Raw genomic sequence first — 17,932 nt, forward strand, 5'->3', positions numbered from 1 at the left:
GGCGGGGGGATCGACCATGGGTTCGGCCACAGCGGCGCGACCGAAAGCGCTGTTGTTCGATGTGCAGGGCACGGCGACCGACTTTCACTCCACGATTCGCCGGGCAGCGGAAAAGGCTGCCGGGCAACGGCATCCGGACCACGACTGGTCGGCGTTCGTGAATGCCTGGCGCGCCGCCTATTTCACCGAAACGAGTAAGCCCCGCCCGGACGGCGGCTGGATAAGCGTCGCCGCGGTGTACCGGAATACTCTCGATGAAATACTCGAAACCCGAGGCATAGAATTGGATTCGGCGGGGCGGGACGAACTCGCCCGCGCCTGGGCGCGTCTGGATCCCTGGCCCGATACGGTTCCGGGCCTGCGCCGGATGCGCGCCCACTTCACCCTCGCCACCCTCTCCAATGCCGATGTGAGCGCGGTCGTCGAGATCAGCAGGCACGGGGATCTGCCCTGGCACGCCGTTTTCGCGGCCGAGATGACCGGCGCGTTCAAACCCGACCCCCGCACCTACGGCCTCGCCGCCCGCTACCTGGGCCTGGCACCCGCCGACATCATGATGGTGGCCAGCCACAAGTACGACATTCGCGCCGCGGCGGCGCTGGGATTCCGCACCGCCTTCATCGCGCGCCCACTGGAATACGGCGACGAAACCCTGGCCGATACCGAGTTCTCCGGCGAATTCGATATCGATGCCACCGATTTCCTGGATCTGGCCGACCAACTCGGCTGCTGACCGATCTCGGGGGCGCTAGTCTTGTTGCGCGATATTTCGCCGGGTTCACCGTCGAATCCGGTTGCACGACACTAGATGTCGGCGCCCCATGCTCGATGCCCGCACCGCACCTGGAGAATTCATGCGTACCCGGAAAATCATCGCGGCCCTGAGCGCCATCGCGGCCACCCTGACCGGGGCGGTGCTCGCCACCGGCGCCCCGGCGCAGGCCGAAACCGGTTGCCCGCAGCTGTATGTCGTCGCCATTCCCGGCACCTGGGAGAACAACGGGGCCGCGGCGGGACCCAGCATGCTGTCGTTCGTCACCGACGGGCTGCCGTCGAGCGTGCGCACCGATTACGTGTCGTACCCGGCCACCGTCTTCCCCTGGGAGGGACAGGTTTACGGGCGATCCAAGTCGGTGGCGGTCGCGTCGGCGCGCGGCATGATCGCCGCCATGACGCTGCGGTGCGCCGGCACCCGGGTGGCGTTGCTCGGGTACAGCCAAGGCGCCGACGCGGCGGGCGATCTCGCGGCCGAACTCGGCACCGGCACCGGCGTGGTCGCGCCGGATCGCGTTGCGGCCGTGGGTCTCATCTCCGATCCGCGGCGGGCGCCGAACGACACGCTCGTCGGGCCGGCGGTCGCGGGGGCCGGTGCGGGCGGCGGGCGGCCCGGCGGATTCGGGCTGATCACCGATCGGGTGCGCACCATCTGCGCCATCGGCGACCTCTACTGCTCCACCGTGCCCGAGGATTTCGTCACGCGCTTCGCGGGACTGCTGGCACAGATTTCGGCGGCTTCGCTCACCGATATCGCCACCTATCAGCAGCAGATGGACGCCATCATGAAGGATGTGATGGCCGGCGGCGGCGTGTCGGTACTGGGGCAGCAGTTCAGTGCCGAGGCCAACGCGCACCGGCAGGCGACTATCGAACAGTTCTACAACTCGCAGGTGCACACCGCCTACGCCGGTTACGACGTCGGCGGCGAATCGGCCACCACCTGGCTGCACAACTGGCTGCGCGGCATGGCCTGAAACCGCGTGCGCGGCAGGTGTTCCGAGGCCGGAACACCTGCCGGGACCGGCTAGGCGGAGACTTCGGAGCGGTCACCGCTCCACAGCGTGTGGTACTTGCCCTCGGCATCGATGCGCTCGTAGGTGTGCGCGCCGAAGAAGTCGCGCTGGCCCTGGGTGAGCGCGGCCGGCAGCCGCTCCGCCCGCAGCGCGTCGTAGTACGACAGCGAGGAAGCGAAGGCGGGCACCGGGATGCCGAGCAGGGTGGCGGTGGCGACCACGCGCCGCCAGGAATCGATCGCGGTCTCGATGGCCTCGCGGAAGTACGGGGCCAGGATCAGCGACGGCAGCTGCGGGTTCTGCTCGTAGGCGTCCTTGATCCGGTTCAGGAACCGGGCACGAATGATGCAGCCGCCACGCCAGATGGTCGCCATGTCACCGGGATTCAGATCCCAGTTGTACTCGACCGAGCCCGCGGCGATCTGGTCGAAGCCCTGCGCGTACGCGACGATCTTCGAGGCGTACAGCGCCTGGCGGATGTCCTCGGTGAATTGCGCGACATCGGTGGGCTTTTCGGCCAGCTGACCGGAGGCCAGCCCGACCGCGGCCTTGCGCTGGGCACGCGAACCCGACAGCGCGCGAGCGAACACGGCCTCGGCGATACCGGTCACGGGGATACCGAGATCGAGCGCGGACTTGACCGTCCAGCGGCCGGTGCCCTTCTGCTCGGCGGCATCGACGATGACATCGACCAGTGGCTTGCCGGTCTTGGCATCGACCTGGTTGAGCACCTCGGCGGTGATCTCCACCAGGTAGGACTCCAGATCACCGGAGTTCCAGTCGGTGAACACGTCCGCGATCTGCTTGGCGTCGAAGCCCAGCGCATCGCGGAACAAGTGGTAGGCCTCGCCGATCAACTGCATATCGGCGTACTCGATGCCGTTGTGCACCATTTTCACGAAGTGGCCCGAACCGTCCGGCCCGATGTGGGTGCAGCACGGGGTCCCGTCGACCTGCGCCGCAATGCTTTCCAGCATGGGGCCCAGCGATTCGTAGGACTCCTTCGGCCCGCCCGGCATGATGGCCGGACCGTTGAGAGCGCCCTCCTCACCGCCGGAGATGCCCGCGCCCACGAAGTTCAGTCCCCGCTCGGCCATGGCGGCCTCGCGGCGGATGGTGTCGGTGTAGAGCGCGTTGCCGCCGTCGATGATGATGTCGCCGGGCTCCATGGCGTCGGCGAGCTCTTCGATCACCGCGTCGGTGGCGTCGCCCGCCTTCACCATGATCAGCACCCGGCGCGGCTTCTCCAGCGCGGCGACGAACTCCTCGATGGTCTCGGTGCGCACGAAATCGCCGTCGCCGCCGTGCTCGGCGAGCAGCGCGTCGGTCTTGCCGATGCTGCGATTGTGCAGGGCCACGGTGTAGCCGTGCCGGGCGAAGTTCCGGGCGATATTGGAACCCATGACCGCCAGGCCGGTAACGCCGATCTGGGCGCGCGCTTCAGAGGTCGCCATGAAACAGCCTCACTCCGTTCGATGTAGTTGCGGGGCCGCCAGCGGCGGCGGCATCCCGGATTCCCTCCACGACGCCTGCACCTTTTCTACCCGGTCACCGGTAGTGGACGGAAACGGTGCGGGGGTATGCGGGACTACTCGGCGATCAGCATGCCGAAGGCGCCGGAGCGGACCAGCTCGACGACGGCGGCGATATCGGGGGCCAGATGCCGGTCCGGGCCGGGGCCGGCCACCCGCGAGCGGACCAGGTCACGGGCGGCGGCGGTGACCGCGGCGGGCTCCAGCGGGGCGCGCAGGTCCAGGGCGCGGGCGGCGGTGAGCAGTTCGACGGCCAGCACGGTGGTGAGCCCGTCCACGGCACGGCGCAGTTTGCGCGCCGCCGCCCAGCCCATCGAGACATGGTCTTCCTGCATGGCGCTGGAGGGAATCGAGTCCACCGAGGCCGGGACCGCCAGCCGCTTGAGCTCCGAGACGGTGCCCGCCTGGGTGTACTGGGCGATCATGTACCCGGAATCCACGCCCGGGTCGTCGGCCAGGAACGGCGGCAGGCCGTGCGAGCGATGCACATCCAGCATCCGATCGGTCCGCCGTTCGGCGATGCTCGCCACATCCGCCACCGCGATAGCGAGAAAGTCGAGCACGTAACCCACCGGCGCACCATGGAAATTGCCGTTCGACTCCACCCGCCCGTCCTCCAGCACCACCGGATTGTCGATCGCCGCAGCCAATTCGCGCTCCGCCACCAACTCCGCATGGGCGAGGGTGTCCCGCGCCGCCCCGTGCACCTGCGGCGCACATCGCAGCGAATACGCATCCTGCACCCGCGGACAGTCGTCCCCGCGATGGCTGGCCACGATCCCGGACCCCGCCAGCGCCGTCCGCATATGCGAAGCCGACCGCGCCTGCCCCGGATGCGGCCGCAGCGCTTGCAGATCCGCCGAGAACACCCGATCGGTCCCCAGCAGCGCCTCCACACTCATGGCGGCGGTGAGGTCCGCGACATCGAGCAGCGTGTGCAGATCGTCGATGGCGAGCAGCAGCATGGCGAGCATGCCGTCGGTGCCGTTGGTCAGCGCGAGCCCTTCCTTCTCCGCGAGCACCAGCGGCCGCAGGCCCGCGTCGGCGAGCGCCTCGGCGGCCGGGCGGGTGTAGAAGGGCTGCCACCCCGCGGCAGCATCGGTCAACACCTCGCCTTCTCCCATCAGCGCGAGCGCGACCGCCGCCAAGGGAGCGAGATCTCCTGAGCAGCCGAGGGATCCGTACTCGTGCACCACCGGCACGATCCCGTTGTCGAGCAGTCCGGCCAGCGCCTGCGCCGTCTCCACCCGCACCCCGGTATGCCCGCTCATCAACGTCCGCAGCCGCAGCAGCATCATGGCCCGCACCACCTCCGGCTCGACGGCGATCCCCGCCCCGGCCGCATGCGATCGAATCAGCGAGCGCTGCAAGTCGATCCGCCGATCCGCCGGAATATGCCGCAGCGCCAACGCCCCGAAGCCGGTCGACACCCCGTACACCGGTTTCGGACTCTCCGCCAGCTCATCGATCCGCCCGCGCACCACCCGCAACCGCTCCAGCGCCGACTCGTCCAGGGTCACCCCCGCCCCGCCCCGGGCGACGGCCACCACCTCTTCCCGCCGCAGCGGATTCGCACCGACCAACAACCGTTCTTGCCCGATTCGCGTCATCCAGCCATTCCAGTCGCTCCGGGCCCGGAGATCGAGCAGGCGCGAGGAATTCGTCCCTGCTATTTCACAATGGGACTCGGCGCGCGGCGCTACCTGGCGGCGGTGGCCTCGGTGCAGAAGTGCTGGCGTGCGGCTTCGCGGGAGGCGAAGCCGGTGGCGGCGAGGCTGGGCAACTGCACGATCACGCATTCCTTCTCGGTGATCCGGTTGTTCGCGTCGGTGGCCAGGGCGCGCTCGGCCACCTCGACGACCGGGACGAGGACGTCGTTCTCGTAGACCAGGAAGGTGTAGTTCCACTGCGTGGGCGGGTTGCGCTTCGCGGTGAGGGTGTAGCCGTCGGAGGTGGGATCGAAACCGTCGCCGGTGATCTCGCCGGCACGGGTGAACTCCTGGGTGTCGGCGGCGGCGCGGTACACCACGTTGCGGGTCCAGTAGGGACCGAATTCCACCGGCAGGATGAGCTCTTCGCGGCCGTCGCCGTCGGTGTCTTTCAAGGTCGGCTCGGCCTGGCGGAGTTCGGCGTCCGGTTCGGTGATCGTCTGCACCCGGCGGCCGTTCGCGGCGATGACATCGATGGTGACGGTCCCGGTCCGGCCGGATCCGGTCTCGCGCCACTCGAAGCTCAGGCCGGTCGCATCGCGCGATCGCAGCCGGACCGGGCCGGGGGCCGAAGTGGTTGCGGCCGTGGTGGTTCCCGCCGGCGTGGGCCGGGCCGGGGTGGTGGCCGCGGGGGTCGCGACCGTGGTCTCGGCCGCGTCGCGGTGCGATCCCGCGTCCTCCACCCCGCTGACGCTGTCACACCCCGCGACCGAGACGACGATGGCGGCGAGCAGCGAGCAGAGTGAAGATTTCCTCCCCATGCCGGTGATCATAGGGCCCCTCGCCGCTTCCCGAAAATCACTGGTAGACCGGCCTCGATCCGCACTACAGTCCCGGCCATGACGCGTTTGAATCAGATTGTCGCCGTAGAGAAAGGGATCAAGTCCCGGACCTTCTCCGAGCTCACCGAGGCCCATCACCGGCTGGCCAAAAACCCGCTGCTGAGCGGCATTTCGCGCACCTATCGCCCCAAGGACGAAGAGGGTGAGCAGCTTCCGCCCGAATCGACGCGCGTGCAGGTGAAGTCCGAGGAGGTCTTGAAGACCACGGCGGAGATTCTGACCAAACTCTTCGATGTGGTGGCGACCAAGGATTGGGCCAACACCACCGCCAAGGCCGATGTGGTGGTGGACGGCCGCACCTTGATCGAGGGGGCGCCGGTCACCTACCTGCTGTTCCTGGAGAAGCAGCTGGTCGACCTGCACACCTTCGTGCGCAAGCTGCCGACCCTGGACGCCGCCGAGCACTGGGAGTACGACGCCTCGGCCGACTGCTACGCCACCGAGCCGGTGCAGACGGTGCGCACCAAGAAGATTCCGCGCAATCACGTGAAAGCCGAAGCGACGGAGAAGCATCCGGCGCAGGTCGAGGTGTATCACGAGGATGTGGTGGTGGGTTACTGGCGCACCATCAAGTTCTCCGGCGCGCTGCCGGCCAAGCGGGTGAACGAGCTGACCGAGCGGGTCGAAAAGCTCCAGCAGGCAGTCAAGTTCGCGCGCGAGGAGGCGAACAACGCCGAGATCACGCAGCGCAAGCTGGGCGAGAACGTCTTCGGATATTTGTTTGGCTGACCCGGCGCGCACCGGCTAATGTCGGTAGCGCGCCAGGAGCGCAAGCTGAATCAGAAGTTCAATGTGACAGGCAACGGTCCAGTGGGGGTTCGAGTCCCCCTCCCGCCACCACCCGGCGGGATAGCCCAACGGTAGAGGCGCCACGCCCATCAAACTCACGTTATCGCTCCAGTTTCAGCATTCGCCGCCGAACGCCGAATCGAGAGAACGGACTTTCCACCCGGAGGTTGCGGGTTCAACTCCCGCCGGCCCAGCCACTCATTGGGCCGTAGCTTCAAACGTAGAGCGCCGGGCAACCTGAGACTGAGTCCGTTCTTAAACGTGTCGGCGTGCCGCAATTGGGCGGCCACCGAGGCCCCGGGGCAGGCTAGTCCCCGGGGCTTCCCCAACTCTCCCCGCAGCGGAAGCTTGTCCGGTAAGCGAACTTTGCGTTACCAACCGTATCCGCGCGGCGTTTTCCGGCCAGCAAACGATCAGACCATTCTGTTTCTTTGGTATCTTCGCTGGACGCGCATCCGGACGTTCTGAAACAAGGGGTGTGAGCCTTGTCCTTTCGAACAATGCGATCTTTCAAAGCCGCCTGCGGCGTTGTCACAGCGGTGGTGGCGACGACTGCCGGCATCCTCTCGGCAACCAGTGCGCCGCCCGCGGCCGCGGCGCCCGCCGATTGCCCCGGCCTCAATGTCATAGCCGTGCCCGGCACCTGGGAAACCTCCCGCGAGGATCCCGGACAGGGCATGCTCGCCCAGGTGACCCGCGGCCTGCCGCCCGGCAAGGTCCGCACCGATTACGTCAGCTACGCCGCCACCGCACTGCCCTGGGAGGGCGAGGTGTACGGCCGCTCCAAACGCGAGGCCGTCAACAATGCCCGCGGCATGATCTCCGGCATGGCATCGCGCTGTGCCGCCACGCGTTTCGCCATCATCGGCTACAGCCAGGGCGCGGACGCGGCCGGCGATCTGGCCGCCGAGATCGGCACCGGGCTGGGCGTGGTCGCGCCCGACCGGGTGGCCGCGGTCGGCCTGCTCTCCGATCCGCGCCGCTCCCCCACCGACGCCCTGGTCGGCCCGGCGGTCCCGGGTGCGGGCGCGGGCGGTGCGCGGGTCGGCGGGTTCGGCTGGCTGACCCCGAAGGTGCGGACCTTCTGCGCGGAGGGCGATCTCTACTGCTCGGTTCCGAACGACGATCTGGCCGGGCGCTTCGCCGGGTTCGCCACCCAGTTGTCGGCCCCGGATCCCCTCCAGGTCCCCAACTACGCGTTCACCCTGCAATCGATTCTGGCCGAGGCGCTCATCCCGGGCAGCAATGCCATCATGTCCGCGCCGGCCGAGAATCCGGCGGGCGAGCAGTGGGTGCGCCAGGTGCAGGACTTCCTGAAATCCGGCATCCACCAGTCCTATCCGAGCTACATCGTCGATCCGAACGGCGCCACCGCCACCACCTGGTTGCACAACTGGCTGGCCGATGCCGCCGAAATCTCCTGATCCACACCGGTTCTCAGCCGAGCACGGGTAGCGTGCGCTCCTCGGCGAGTTCGGAGAGATGGCATTGCATGCGGCCGGTGACCAGGTCGTAGGCCGCGTCGAGGTCGTCGGGTTCGCGCCCGGCGGCCTCGAGCTCTGCCGGCAGGTCGATGGGGTCGCGGAACTCCACCACCACCTTGGCGGGCAGCGGGATGTGCCCGAACGCGTCCCCGATGTTGATCCCCCACGGCAGCGCCAGCGAGATCGGGAAGACCTTCACCCGCGCCAGCCGATCCAGGCGCAGCGCGCGGGCGATGCGATCACCCCGGGTCAGGATGTACAGCGTCTCCTGCCCGCCGATGGTCACCACCGGCACGATCCGCACCTGTTCCTCCAATGCCAAGCGCAGGAACCCCTTTCGCCCCGCGAAGTCGATGCGATCGGATTCGCTGGTCGGCCGCATCACCTCCCAGTCCCCGCCCGGGTACACCAGCACGGCCGCCCCCATCCGCAGCGCGGCGCGCGCGTTCTCCGGCGCGGCCGCCAGCGTCCCGTACTTGCGTGCCAGCCGCCCGACGCCCGGCGCGGAGACCACCAGATCGTGGGCCAGTTGATAGAACGGCCACTCCGGCCCGAAGTGCCGGAAGATGGCGAGCGCGGTGATCGGCACCTCCGGCGCGGTGATGCCGCCGGTGTGATTGCCCACCAGCAGCACCGGACCCGCGGCGGGCACCTTCTCGATCCCCCGGACCTCGGCCCGGAAGTACATCCGCACCAGCTGCCAGCCGAGATCGACCGTGCGAGCGATGAATTCGGGATCCCGGGCGGCGAGATCGGCGCGCGGAACCAGTCCGCGCACCCATCCCGCCAGCGCATCCACCGGCGATGTCACCGGCCACAGCGTTTTCATCGAACGGTCTCTCAGACTCCGGGCCGCGGCACATCCCCACGCCACGCGCCGGTTTCGTACCCCTGCGCCTCGATGAATTCCTTGAACCGATTCAGATCGCCCTTGACGCGCCGATCCAGCAGCCCCAGTTTGTCGCCGACGTTCTCGACGAATCCCTCCGGGTCGATATCCATCTGCGTGATCACCCGGGTGGTGTTGTCATCGATCCGATGGAACGTCACCACCCCCGCGTGCTCGGGCCCGCTGTCGGAGCGCCAAGCCACCCGCTCCTCCGGATGCTGCTCGGTGATGGTGGCGTCGAACTCGCGCTCCACCGGCCCGAAATGCACCTTCCAGTGCGTATGGGTGGCGTCGAGCTGCGAGACCTGCTCGACCCCCTCCATGAACCGCGGGAACGATTCGAACTGCGTCCACTGGTTGTATGCCGTATGAATCGGCACCTTGACCTCGGTCGAAGCAGTGACTGTGCTCATGAGCAACCTCGCTTCCTGATCCTGCGCACCGAGATTTTCGGCGACATCGAGCGCCTACCCGCCCGCCGCGGAGGTAAACGGATCCGGCTCCGGACCTGCTCGAAGAAACACCGGTCACCTCCCGAAAGCTGCTGCACCGCAACCGATCTCGATGCCGAATCGGGCCACCGGCTACGACGCGCCGGTTACGGCCACCGGGGTTCGGACCGCATTCGGCCGCGCGAATCGCCGCTTGCCCGCGCGCAGCAGCCGCACGTATCGGCTCCAGCGGGCGGGTTCGCGCACGGTTCCGGTGAGATCGCGTTCGACCCGGTCCAGGGCGTCCTCGGCTACCGCGTCGTGCATCCAGCGGAAGAACAGCGGCCAGGTGAGGCGAGCGGGGCCGTGGGGTTCGACGATCAGCAGATGGGCCAAGACGGCCGAGTCGTCGTCACCTTCGACGGTGAACTCGTGGAAACCGTCGAAACCCCGGGGGCCGGTGAAGCGGAACCGGACCCAGCGGCCGGGCACATACTGCTCGACCCGGTAGCGGACCGGGCCGTGCCCGCCGACCGCACCGACCGCCAGGGGCCGATCCAGCCGCATTCGCGGCCAATGATCCGTCGGCCACACGCGATCGTCATCGCTTGCGAGGGTGTCCAGCAACGCTCCGGCCTCCTTCACCGACAACGGGATTCGACGCGAATGCACGTTCAGTACTGCCATCTCGACTCCAATGTAGAGCGTTCCTTCCAATTAATTAGAACATACGCTCCACATGGGGACTAGGCACCGGTGAGCTGTCGCCACGCCTGTTCGCGCCCGGTCGAGAGCAGCAGCAGAGCGGAGATCGGACCGGTCACGACGGCCGGCCCGTCCCCGGCGGACCAGTCGATATCGGTGGCGACCAAGCGTTTACCGGCGAGGCGCTCGCGCACGTGAAAAGGAGCGCCGGTCGACCAGATCCGGTCGATCGCCGATCTCGCTGCGGGCAGCGGCATTTCGCGCGGGATACCGAGCGGGAGCGCGATGTCCTGGCCGTGCACCAGCAGATCCATCAGGCGATCGGCGGGCGTGGTGCCGATGACCGTCACGCGCGCGTCGATCCCGGCACGCAATTCGGCGAGCAGCTCGCCCGTGGTGGTGCGGGCGGCGAGCCGGATCGCGGTATCGCGGATGGTGCGATCCAGATTGCCGCGGGCGCGAATCAGATTGAACAGAATCGATGCGATATTCGGGGTCGTGGAGAGCACGATGTGCGCGACCACCTCCCGCACCCGCCACTCCCCGCACAGCGACGGCTCATCCCACTGCCGCTCGGTCAGCCCCGCCAGCATCTCCACCAGGGTGACCCGCTCGGCCCGCACCGCCTGCCAGATCTGCTCGTCGTGCAATGCTTCGTACTCGCTCATCAGCGCATCTCCTTGTCCCACCGGGTGTTCCAGTAGGCTAAAAACTCCACCCGGGCGGAGGTTCCAGAGCTTGTGACCGAGAACACACGTCACGCGTCCCGCCTGACCATCGGCGAACTGTCGCGGCTGACCGGCGTCCCGGTCCGCACCCTCCGCTTCTATTGCGACAACGGCATTCTGGATTCCCGGCGCAGCGGCGGCGGCCATCGCATGTTCGATTCGTCGGCAGCCGAACGCGTGCGGCAGATCCGCCGGCTGCGGGCGCTGCACGTGAGCCTGCCCGCCATCCTCGCGGTGCTCGACGACGACCGCTCCCTCACCGACGCTCTCCGCGCCGAACGCACCGCACTGGAACTCGAGCTCGACGGACTGTCCTGGCGGCGGGCATCACTGCTGGCCTTGGAAGCCGCCCCGCCCGAACAACGCGCGGCCCGCCTGGAACTGCTTGCGGCCGTGCAGGATCGCCGGCACGCCTACGACACCTTGATCACCCGCTGGCGGAGCCTGCTCGGCCCGCTCCCGGCGGACATGTTCGATGGTTTCGCCGCCATGAACATCCCCCGCCCACCCGCCGATCCGACTCCGGCCGGCGTGGTCGCCTACGCCGAAATCGCCTCGTACGCCACCGATCCCGGCTGGTCGGCCGCCATGTCGCGACTGCTCTGGCGCAGCGACCCGTCGGCTATCCGGGACCGCGCGGGGTTGACCGTCGAACTCGCCGCGATCTGCACGGACGTGGACGGACTCTGCGCCGCCGGCACGGCACCGCGCCCGGGCCCCGAACTCGACCGGTTCGTACGCGCCCACGCCGCCGCCCGCCGCACCGCGGACACCCCGGCCCTGCGGCGGCGACTGCTCGGCGACTCGAACAATGCGGGCGCACAACGCTATTGGCAACTCACCACCGAGATCACCGGCGAACGCACCACCGGAGCAGCCATGTCCTGGCTGCTCCGGTCACTCGAACGATGGGCGGCCGAACCCGGCCCGCAGGTCAGCGCTTGACCACCTGGGTGCCGCCCGCGAAGTTGTCGTGCCAGCCCTGCTTGGCGGGGCTGGTGCCCACCGTCACCGCGATGGCGAGCGCCGCACCGGCCCACAGCACGTTGCCCAGCCACGGAATCAGATTGAGCAGCATGTACGCATTGCGCTTGGCGGACTCCGCGATGCTCGGCTTCGCCGCGCCGCCCGCCCCGTTCACGTGCAGGCCGAGCAGTTTCTTGCCGGGCGTCGCCCCGCTGCTCACCTCGAAGCACACGAAGTAGAGGAACCCGAACCCGGCGCCGGGCAGGGCCGCGATCCAACCGGGCAGGTCGGCCACGATCCCCAAGAGCCAGAACATGATCGCGCCGACGATGCCGGCGATGATCCAATCGATGAACCTGGCCGCCGCGCGGCTGCCGATCCCGGCCGGGTGCACGCCGACCGCCTGCCCGAAGTAGGGCTCGTAACCACCCGTGGTCATGGTTTCCTCTCGATGCGGAATCTCGCGGCGCTCGACCGGCTTTCGACCAATACTGGCCCGGTCCGCAGCTCGCGGGCATCGGGGAAGACCCGGAATCCGACCCTGAATCAGGCTCGCCGCGCTTCGGTCCGCATCAGAACAGGCCGCGCCGGAGAGCAGGGAAAGCTCTCCGGCGCGGCCTGGTAACCGTTGCTAGTGCGCTTCGGCCAGTTCCGGCGTCTCGGCGGTCAGCTGCGGGTACGTCGGGTACTCGATGCCCGAGATGTACTGCACGGTGCGGACGACCTGGCAGGAGTAGCCGAATTCGTTGTCGTACCAGAGGTACAGGATCGCGGTGTCGCCGTCGATGATGGCGGCATTGGCGTCCACGATCGACGCCGCGCGCGAGCCGATGAAGTCGCTGGAGACCACATCGGTGGCGGCGGTGTAGTCGAGGTTGCGGCTCAGCGGACCCGACAGCGACACCTGACGCAGGTACTCGAGCACCTCGGTCTTGGTGGTCTCGCGCTTCAGCTGGGGATTCAGGATCGCGACCGAAACATCCGGCGTGGGAACGCGAATCGAGCTGCCGGTGATCTTGGCCTGGAAGTCCGGCATGGCCTTCTTCACCGCGGACTGCGCGCCGGTCTCGGTGAGCACCAGGTTGAACGGCGCGGAACGGCCGCGGCGATCGGCCTTGTGGAAGTTGTCCAGCAGGTTCTGGTCGTTGGTGAACGAGTGCACCGTCTCGACATGCCCGCGCACGATGCCGAATTCGTCGTCCATCGCCTTGAGCGGCGGCACGATCGCATTGGTGGTGCAGGAGGCACAGGACACGATCTGCTCGGTCTGATCCAGCCCGAGGTGGTTGACGCCGTGCACGATATTCGGCACGTCACCCTTGCCGGGTGCGGTCAGCAGCACCTTCGCGACGCCCGGGCGCAGATGCTGCGCCAGCCCCTCGCGGTCCCGCCACTTACCGGTGTTGTCGATCAGGATCGCGTCCTTGATCCCGAACTCGGTGTAGTCGATGGTGGCCGGGTCGTTGCTGTAGATGAACTTGATGACATTGCCGTTGGCGATGATGGTGCTGTTCTCGGCATCGACCTTGATGGTGCCGTTGAACTGCCCGTGCACCGAGTCGCGGCGCAGCAGCGACGCGCGCTTGACCAGATCGCCCTCGCCGCCCTTGCGCACCACCACGGCGCGCAGGTTCAGGCCGTTGCCGGAGCCGGTCTTCTCGATGAGCAGGCGCGCGACCAGCCGGCCGATGCGGCCGAAGCCGTACAGCACCACATCGCGCGGGCCCTGCGGCTCGGCCTTGTTGCCGTCGGTGATGTCGCCGAGCACGTCGGCGGTGAACTCCGGGATGGACAGTCCGCGCTCGTCGGCGCGGTAGGCCATCACCAGGCGGCCGAGGTCGATCTTGCTCGAGCCCAGGTCCAGCGCGCTGAGCGCCTCGAGGAAGGGCAGCGTCTCGTCGATCGACAGCTCTTCGCCCTCGATCTGGCGGGCGAACCGGTGCGTGCGCAGAATGCTGATCACCGACTTGTTCACCAGCGACCGGCTGTGCAGGAGGATCGTCACCCCCTTCTCGCGGTACAGCCGTCCGATGATCGGAATCATCGCCTCCGCCGCAGCCTCGTGAGCGTTCCAGCGGTCAAGATGGTCGTTAGTCAACACAAGTCCTCGGGGTTCCCTTGATCTCTACGTAGATCGATGCTAGTCAGCCCCGCACCTTCACTTACCCCGGGTTCCCCCTTGTGAGCTGGATGGCGATGCAGGTCACACCGTCAGGCCGCGCCGGGTCAGCAGCGGTTCGATCATGGGCGGGCGGCCGCGGAAGGCCGCGAAAGCGTCCAGCGGGTCGACCGAGCCACCGCGGGAAAGCAATTCGCGGCGGAAGTGTTCGCCCTTCTCGCGCAGCGACTGCTCGCCCTCGTCGAACCAGCGCACGGTGTCGGCGTCGAGCACCTCGCTCCAGATGTAGGAGTAGTAACCGGCCGCGTAGCCGCCCGCGAAAATGTGCGAGAAGTAGGCGGTGCGGTAACGCGGCGGGATGGCGTCGAGGGCGACGCCGGCCTTGCGGAGCGCTTCGGCCTCGAAGGCTTCGGCCTCGATTCCGGCGGCGGCGTCCGCGGGCAGCCGATGCCAGGCCCAGTCCAGCAGTGCCGCGGCGAGGTATTCGACGGTCCGGAAGCCTTCGCCGAACTGCCCGGCGGCCAGCATGCGGTCGGCGAGTTCAGCGGGCATGGGCTCGCCGGTCTCGACGTGTTTGGCGTAGTTGGCCAGGATTTCGGGGCGGGCCATCCACATCTCGTTCACCTGCGAGGGGAACTCGACGAAATCGCGCGGCACGGCGGTGCCGGAAAAGAACGGATAGCGCACGTTCGAGAACAGGCAGTGCAGGGCGTGGCCGAACTCGTGGAAGAGAGTGCGGACGTTCTCCCAAGTCAAAAGGGCCGGTTCACCTTCCGGCGGTTTCACGATATTGAGATTGTTGACCACGACCGGGCTCGTGCCCAGCAGCGTCGACTGCGTGACCAGGCTCCGATTCCAGGCGCCGCCGCGCTTGGACGGGCGGGCGAAGAAGTCGCCGAGGAACAGGCCCAGGCCGGAGCCGTCCCGGTCGAAGACCTCGAACACCCGCACCTCGGGGTGATAGCCGAGCAGGTCGGTGCGCTCGCGGAAGGTGATGCCGTACACCTGTCCGGCGGCGTAGAACACGCCGTCGACGAGCACTCGTTCGAGTTCGAAGTACGGGCGCAACTGTTCGGCGTCGACCGAGAACTGTTCGGCGCGCACCTTTTCCGACCAGTACTGCCAATCCCAGGAGCGGAGTTCGGCATTCGGATCGCCGGTGGCGGCGCGCAGCACGGCGGTGAGTTCGGCGGCTTCGCGTTCGGCATTGGCGACGGCGGGCGGAACCAGTTGCGCCAGCATCTCTTCGACGGCCGCCACCGTCTCGGCGGTCTGATCCTCGACCGTGTAGGCCGCGTGATCCGGGTAGCCCAGCAGGGCTGCGCGTTCGGCGCGCAGCGCGGCCATGCGGACGGCGAGCGCGGCATTGCGGCCGTCCGGGCCGAAGCCGCGATTCAGGGAGGCGGTCATCAGGCGTTCACGCACCGACCGATTGGCGAGCTGGGCCAGCACCGGCTGATTCGACACATTCTGCAAACTCAGCGCCCACGACCCGGAATGCCCCAGCGCGCGGGCGTTTTCGGCGGCGGCCGTCACCGCGCCGGCCGCCAGCCCCGACACCTCGTCCGCGCTGCCCAGAATCAAGGTGGCGGCATTGGTGTCGTCGAGATTGTTCTGCTTGAACTCCGTTGCCGCCACGGCGAGTTCGGCGTTGAGTTCCCGCAATCGCGCCTGCTGCTCGGCATCCAGCCGCGCGCCCGCGCGCACGAACCGCAGCCGGTACTGCTCCACCAAACGCGTCTGCTCGGCAGCCAAGCCGAGTTCGGCACGGCGCCGGTACAACTCGTCGACGCGAGCGAACAGCGAGCGATCGAGATTGATCGCGTCCTCGTGCGCGGCCCAGCGCGGCGAGATCTCCGCCTCGATCTCGCGGATGCGCGCACTCGAATCCGACGAGGCGACATTGAAGAACGCCCGCGCCACCCGATGCAGCACTTGACCCGAACGCTCCAGCGCCTCAATGGTATTCACGAACGAAGGCGGCTCCGCCGCGCCCGTGATCGCCGCGATCTCGGCCAGTTGCTCGGCCATGCCCCGTTCGAACGCGGGCAGATAATGCTCATCGTCGATCTCGGCGAAGGCCGGGAGTTCGTACGGCAGCGCACTGCGCTCGAAGAAGGGGTTGCTCGCCATACGGCAACCCTACGCATCCACCGCCGCGACGAGGGCGCACACCGATCGATAGATAACGATTCAGCAAAGCTACCGACCGGTCACTCGGTCCTCTCATAAGGTCAGCCGCGATTCACTCCAGCTCCACCACAAGGACCATCCGTGAAACTCGCTCACCGCCTGCCCCTGGCCGCGATCATCACCGCCGGCGCCCTCGCCGGCATCACCCCCGCCACCGCGGAACCCGCCAACAGCTATGTGGCCCTGGGTGATTCGTACGCGGCCGGAGTCGGCATCTCCAATATCCTCGATACCGCCTGCTCCCGCTCCGATCGCAATTACGCGCATCTGTTCGCGGCGCAGCGCGGCTACCAGCTCACCGATGTCACCTGCGGCGGCGCCACCACGAAATCCGTTTCCGAAACCCAGCTCTCGGCCGTCACCGCCGACACCACCCTGGTCACCCTGGGCGTCGGCGGCAATGACATCGGCTTCACCGATATCGTCCGCGACTGTGTCATGGCGGGCACCCTCGGTTCGGGCAGCTCCGGAACCGGCAGCGCGAGCGGCAGTTTCAGCGGCAGCGTCGAAGCCCTGCTGGGCTGTAAGAACAAGTACGGCGATGTCATCCCCGGTCGTATCGCCGAGACCTCGGCCAAGGTGACCAAGCTGGTCGCCGACATCCGTTCCCGCGCACCGCGAGCCCGCGTCGTACTGGTCGGCTACCCGAAGATCCTCCCCTCCGACACCTCCACCTGCGCGGGCCGCCAACCGGTACTGCCCGCCGACGCCGACTGGGCCCGCGACTCCGTGGTCGCCGCCCTCAACACCATGCTGCGCACGCAGGCGGGCACCGAATACTTCAGCACCTACGAACTCTACGAAGGCCATGACGTCTGCGCGGCCGTCCCCGACCGCTGGGTCAACGGCACCAAGGTCGAGAACGGCGAAGGAGCGCAATTCCATCCCAATCAGTACGGCCACGCCGCCACCGCCGGGCGGATGGCCGTCACCCTCTGATCGGCCCCGTCACTCGGTTCCGGTGAGCTCCACCAGCCCCTTGGGATTCCACGGCATGGGGCCGGTGGGGAAGGAGAAGCGCAGCATGCGATGACCGCGCGCGGCGTCGTAGTGCAGGACGAAGGGCGGCAGCACGCTGCCCATCACCTTGTCCAGCAGACCGTTGATGTGGGCGAAACTGGGGCGCACCCGCACCTGCCAGGCGTCGAAGCGCCCCGCCGGGAGCTCGAGGGTGACGCGCTTGTCCACCTTGACCTCGACCGGCCAGTGCACCGAAAAGCCCAGCCACAGATCGGCATTCTGCTTCGCGCCCTTGGTGAACTCCAGCCCGCGGAAGGCGATGACGCCGCCCAGCAGCGGGACCATGCGATTGGGGAACGGCGCCACCGCCCCGCCGAATTGCAGGTGCGAGGTGTCCGCAAAATTGCCGTACTCGCTGCTGACCAGGGTTTCGCCGTGCCGGCTCTCGGCGCGGTAGTCGCGGCAGGTGAGGGTCTCGCCGGCGCGGTCGAAGGTCTGCTCGACCGTCATGGTGAAATCGCCGGGCATGGTGAGTTCCAGCAGCGACCGATAGCGGTCGTCGGCGTCGCGCGTGACTACGCCGACCATCTCGCTGTTCACACGCTGATCACCGATGCTGATGGCGTAGGCCGACTTCTCGCCGTCGGCGATCTGCGGATCACGAAACGTTGCGGGCACGAAGGAGCTCCTCGGTCGGTCACCGCGCGGAGAGCGGCCCGAATACCCCGGCCGCCACCGGATCCGCGCTTATCGGATGGTCATGCGTGGCGACCCGCGCGTCCCGCCCGGCGGGTA

General features: G+C 67.9%; 17 protein-coding genes. 6 read left to right on the forward strand and 11 right to left on the reverse strand.

Going from position 1 to position 17,932, the window contains the following annotated elements:
* Positions 1-16 precede the first annotated feature (16 nt).
* Complete coding sequence (locus NI1_RS19910; protein WP_067822953.1) at positions 17-733, forward strand: haloacid dehalogenase type II; 717 nt, start codon at positions 17-19, stop codon at positions 731-733.
* 121 nt (positions 734-854) lie between these two features.
* Complete coding sequence (locus NI1_RS19915; RefSeq protein WP_157535218.1) at positions 855-1,751, forward strand: cutinase family protein; 897 nt, start codon at positions 855-857, stop codon at positions 1,749-1,751.
* A 50-nt stretch (positions 1,752-1,801) separates the two neighbouring features.
* Here the strand turns inward: NI1_RS19915 and gnd are convergent, their stop codons facing one another.
* The 3 genes from gnd to NI1_RS19930 form a co-directional block, all read right to left on the reverse strand.
* The gene (gnd, locus tag NI1_RS19920) at positions 1,802-3,244 is read right to left on the reverse strand and encodes an NADP-dependent phosphogluconate dehydrogenase (RefSeq protein ID WP_067822959.1); all 1,443 of its coding nucleotides are present in this window, start codon (positions 3,242-3,244) and stop codon (positions 1,802-1,804) included.
* 134 nt (positions 3,245-3,378) lie between these two features.
* Positions 3,379-4,932, reverse strand: a complete 1,554-nt coding sequence (gene hutH, locus NI1_RS19925) for a histidine ammonia-lyase (RefSeq protein WP_067822961.1) — start codon at positions 4,930-4,932, stop codon at positions 3,379-3,381.
* A gap of 89 nt (positions 4,933-5,021) precedes the next feature.
* Positions 5,022-5,792, reverse strand: a complete 771-nt coding sequence (locus NI1_RS19930) for a hypothetical protein (protein WP_157535219.1) — start codon at positions 5,790-5,792, stop codon at positions 5,022-5,024.
* 78 nt (positions 5,793-5,870) lie between these two features.
* Here NI1_RS19930 and NI1_RS19935 point away from each other — a divergent pair, with 78 nt between their 5' ends.
* Positions 5,871-6,602, forward strand: a complete 732-nt coding sequence (locus NI1_RS19935) for a DUF7873 family protein (RefSeq protein ID WP_067822967.1) — start codon at positions 5,871-5,873, stop codon at positions 6,600-6,602.
* Positions 6,603-7,162: 560 nt separating this feature from the next.
* Positions 7,163-8,086, forward strand: coding sequence for a cutinase family protein (locus tag NI1_RS19940; protein WP_084523451.1), 924 nt, complete (start codon positions 7,163-7,165; stop codon positions 8,084-8,086).
* A gap of 13 nt (positions 8,087-8,099) precedes the next feature.
* On the opposite strand, the gene NI1_RS19945 is transcribed toward NI1_RS19940, so the two are convergent.
* The 4 genes from NI1_RS19945 to NI1_RS19960 form a co-directional block, all read right to left on the reverse strand.
* Positions 8,100-8,957 carry a 1-acyl-sn-glycerol-3-phosphate acyltransferase gene (locus NI1_RS19945; protein ID WP_245663314.1) on the reverse strand — a complete coding sequence of 286 codons (858 nt, stop codon included), beginning with the start codon at positions 8,955-8,957 and terminating at the stop codon, positions 8,100-8,102.
* Positions 8,958-8,986: 29 nt separating this feature from the next.
* Positions 8,987-9,448 (reverse strand): SRPBCC family protein, encoded by a 462-nt coding sequence (locus NI1_RS19950; RefSeq protein WP_067822969.1) that lies wholly within the window; start codon positions 9,446-9,448, stop codon positions 8,987-8,989.
* Between the two features lie 171 nt (positions 9,449-9,619).
* Positions 9,620-10,153 (reverse strand): hypothetical protein, encoded by a 534-nt coding sequence (locus NI1_RS19955; protein WP_067822972.1) that lies wholly within the window; start codon positions 10,151-10,153, stop codon positions 9,620-9,622.
* A 59-nt stretch (positions 10,154-10,212) separates the two neighbouring features.
* Positions 10,213-10,839, reverse strand: a complete 627-nt coding sequence (locus NI1_RS19960) for a maleylpyruvate isomerase family mycothiol-dependent enzyme (RefSeq protein WP_067822975.1) — start codon at positions 10,837-10,839, stop codon at positions 10,213-10,215.
* A gap of 72 nt (positions 10,840-10,911) precedes the next feature.
* On the opposite strand from NI1_RS19960, the gene NI1_RS19965 reads away from it, so the two are divergent.
* Positions 10,912-11,844, forward strand: coding sequence for a MerR family transcriptional regulator (locus NI1_RS19965; protein ID WP_218026789.1), 933 nt, complete (start codon positions 10,912-10,914; stop codon positions 11,842-11,844).
* Here the strand turns inward: NI1_RS19965 and NI1_RS19970 are convergent.
* The 3 genes from NI1_RS19970 to NI1_RS19980 form a co-directional block, all read right to left on the reverse strand.
* The gene (locus NI1_RS19970; protein ID WP_067822978.1) at positions 11,834-12,304 is read right to left on the reverse strand and encodes an RDD family protein; all 471 of its coding nucleotides are present in this window, start codon (positions 12,302-12,304) and stop codon (positions 11,834-11,836) included. The two genes, NI1_RS19965 and NI1_RS19970, sit on opposite strands and share 11 nt — an antisense overlap.
* A 192-nt stretch (positions 12,305-12,496) precedes the next feature.
* On the reverse strand, positions 12,497-13,963 hold the full coding sequence (locus NI1_RS19975; RefSeq protein WP_067823819.1) for a glyceraldehyde-3-phosphate dehydrogenase: 1,467 nt from the start codon (positions 13,961-13,963) through the stop codon (positions 12,497-12,499).
* 105 nt (positions 13,964-14,068) lie between these two features.
* Positions 14,069-16,117, reverse strand: a complete 2,049-nt coding sequence (locus NI1_RS19980; RefSeq protein WP_067822981.1) for a M3 family metallopeptidase — start codon at positions 16,115-16,117, stop codon at positions 14,069-14,071.
* 141 nt (positions 16,118-16,258) lie between these two features.
* On the opposite strand from NI1_RS19980, the gene NI1_RS19985 reads away from it, so the two are divergent.
* Positions 16,259-17,116, forward strand: a complete 858-nt coding sequence (locus NI1_RS19985; RefSeq protein ID WP_067822984.1) for an SGNH/GDSL hydrolase family protein — start codon at positions 16,259-16,261, stop codon at positions 17,114-17,116.
* Positions 17,117-17,125: 9 nt separating this feature from the next.
* On the opposite strand, the gene NI1_RS19990 is transcribed toward NI1_RS19985, so the two are convergent.
* Complete coding sequence (locus tag NI1_RS19990) at positions 17,126-17,815, reverse strand: hypothetical protein (protein ID WP_067822986.1); 690 nt, start codon at positions 17,813-17,815, stop codon at positions 17,126-17,128.
* Positions 17,816-17,932: the final 117 nt, after the last annotated feature.

Origin of the sequence: Nocardia inohanensis NBRC 100128 (assembly GCF_001612945.1) — a bacterium.
Taxonomy (GTDB): domain Bacteria; phylum Actinomycetota; class Actinomycetes; order Mycobacteriales; family Mycobacteriaceae; genus Nocardia; species Nocardia inohanensis.

What these genes read in the sequence shown, in the direction of transcription:
- NI1_RS19940 (WP_084523451.1), top strand. Translation starts at nt 7,163, where the DNA reads ATGCGATCTTTCAAAGCCGCCTGCGGCGTTGTCACAGCGGTGGTGGCG.
- NI1_RS19935 (WP_067822967.1), top strand. Translation starts at nt 5,871, where the DNA reads ATGACGCGTTTGAATCAGATTGTCGCCGTAGAGAAAGGGATCAAGTCC.
- gnd (WP_067822959.1), bottom strand. Translation starts at nt 3,244, where the DNA reads ATGGCGACCTCTGAAGCGCGCGCCCAGATCGGCGTTACCGGCCTGGCG.
- NI1_RS19980 (WP_067822981.1), bottom strand. Translation starts at nt 16,117, where the DNA reads ATGGCGAGCAACCCCTTCTTCGAGCGCAGTGCGCTGCCGTACGAACTC.
- NI1_RS19960 (WP_067822975.1), bottom strand. Translation starts at nt 10,839, where the DNA reads ATGAGCGAGTACGAAGCATTGCACGACGAGCAGATCTGGCAGGCGGTG.
- hutH (WP_067822961.1), bottom strand. Translation starts at nt 4,932, where the DNA reads ATGACGCGAATCGGGCAAGAACGGTTGTTGGTCGGTGCGAATCCGCTG.
- NI1_RS19910 (WP_067822953.1), top strand. Translation starts at nt 17, where the DNA reads ATGGGTTCGGCCACAGCGGCGCGACCGAAAGCGCTGTTGTTCGATGTG.
- NI1_RS19970 (WP_067822978.1), bottom strand. Translation starts at nt 12,304, where the DNA reads ATGACCACGGGTGGTTACGAGCCCTACTTCGGGCAGGCGGTCGGCGTG.
- NI1_RS19915 (WP_157535218.1), top strand. Translation starts at nt 855, where the DNA reads ATGCGTACCCGGAAAATCATCGCGGCCCTGAGCGCCATCGCGGCCACC.
- NI1_RS19955 (WP_067822972.1), bottom strand. Translation starts at nt 10,153, where the DNA reads ATGGCAGTACTGAACGTGCATTCGCGTCGAATCCCGTTGTCGGTGAAG.
- NI1_RS19930 (WP_157535219.1), bottom strand. Translation starts at nt 5,792, where the DNA reads ATGGGGAGGAAATCTTCACTCTGCTCGCTGCTCGCCGCCATCGTCGTC.
- NI1_RS19950 (WP_067822969.1), bottom strand. Translation starts at nt 9,448, where the DNA reads ATGAGCACAGTCACTGCTTCGACCGAGGTCAAGGTGCCGATTCATACG.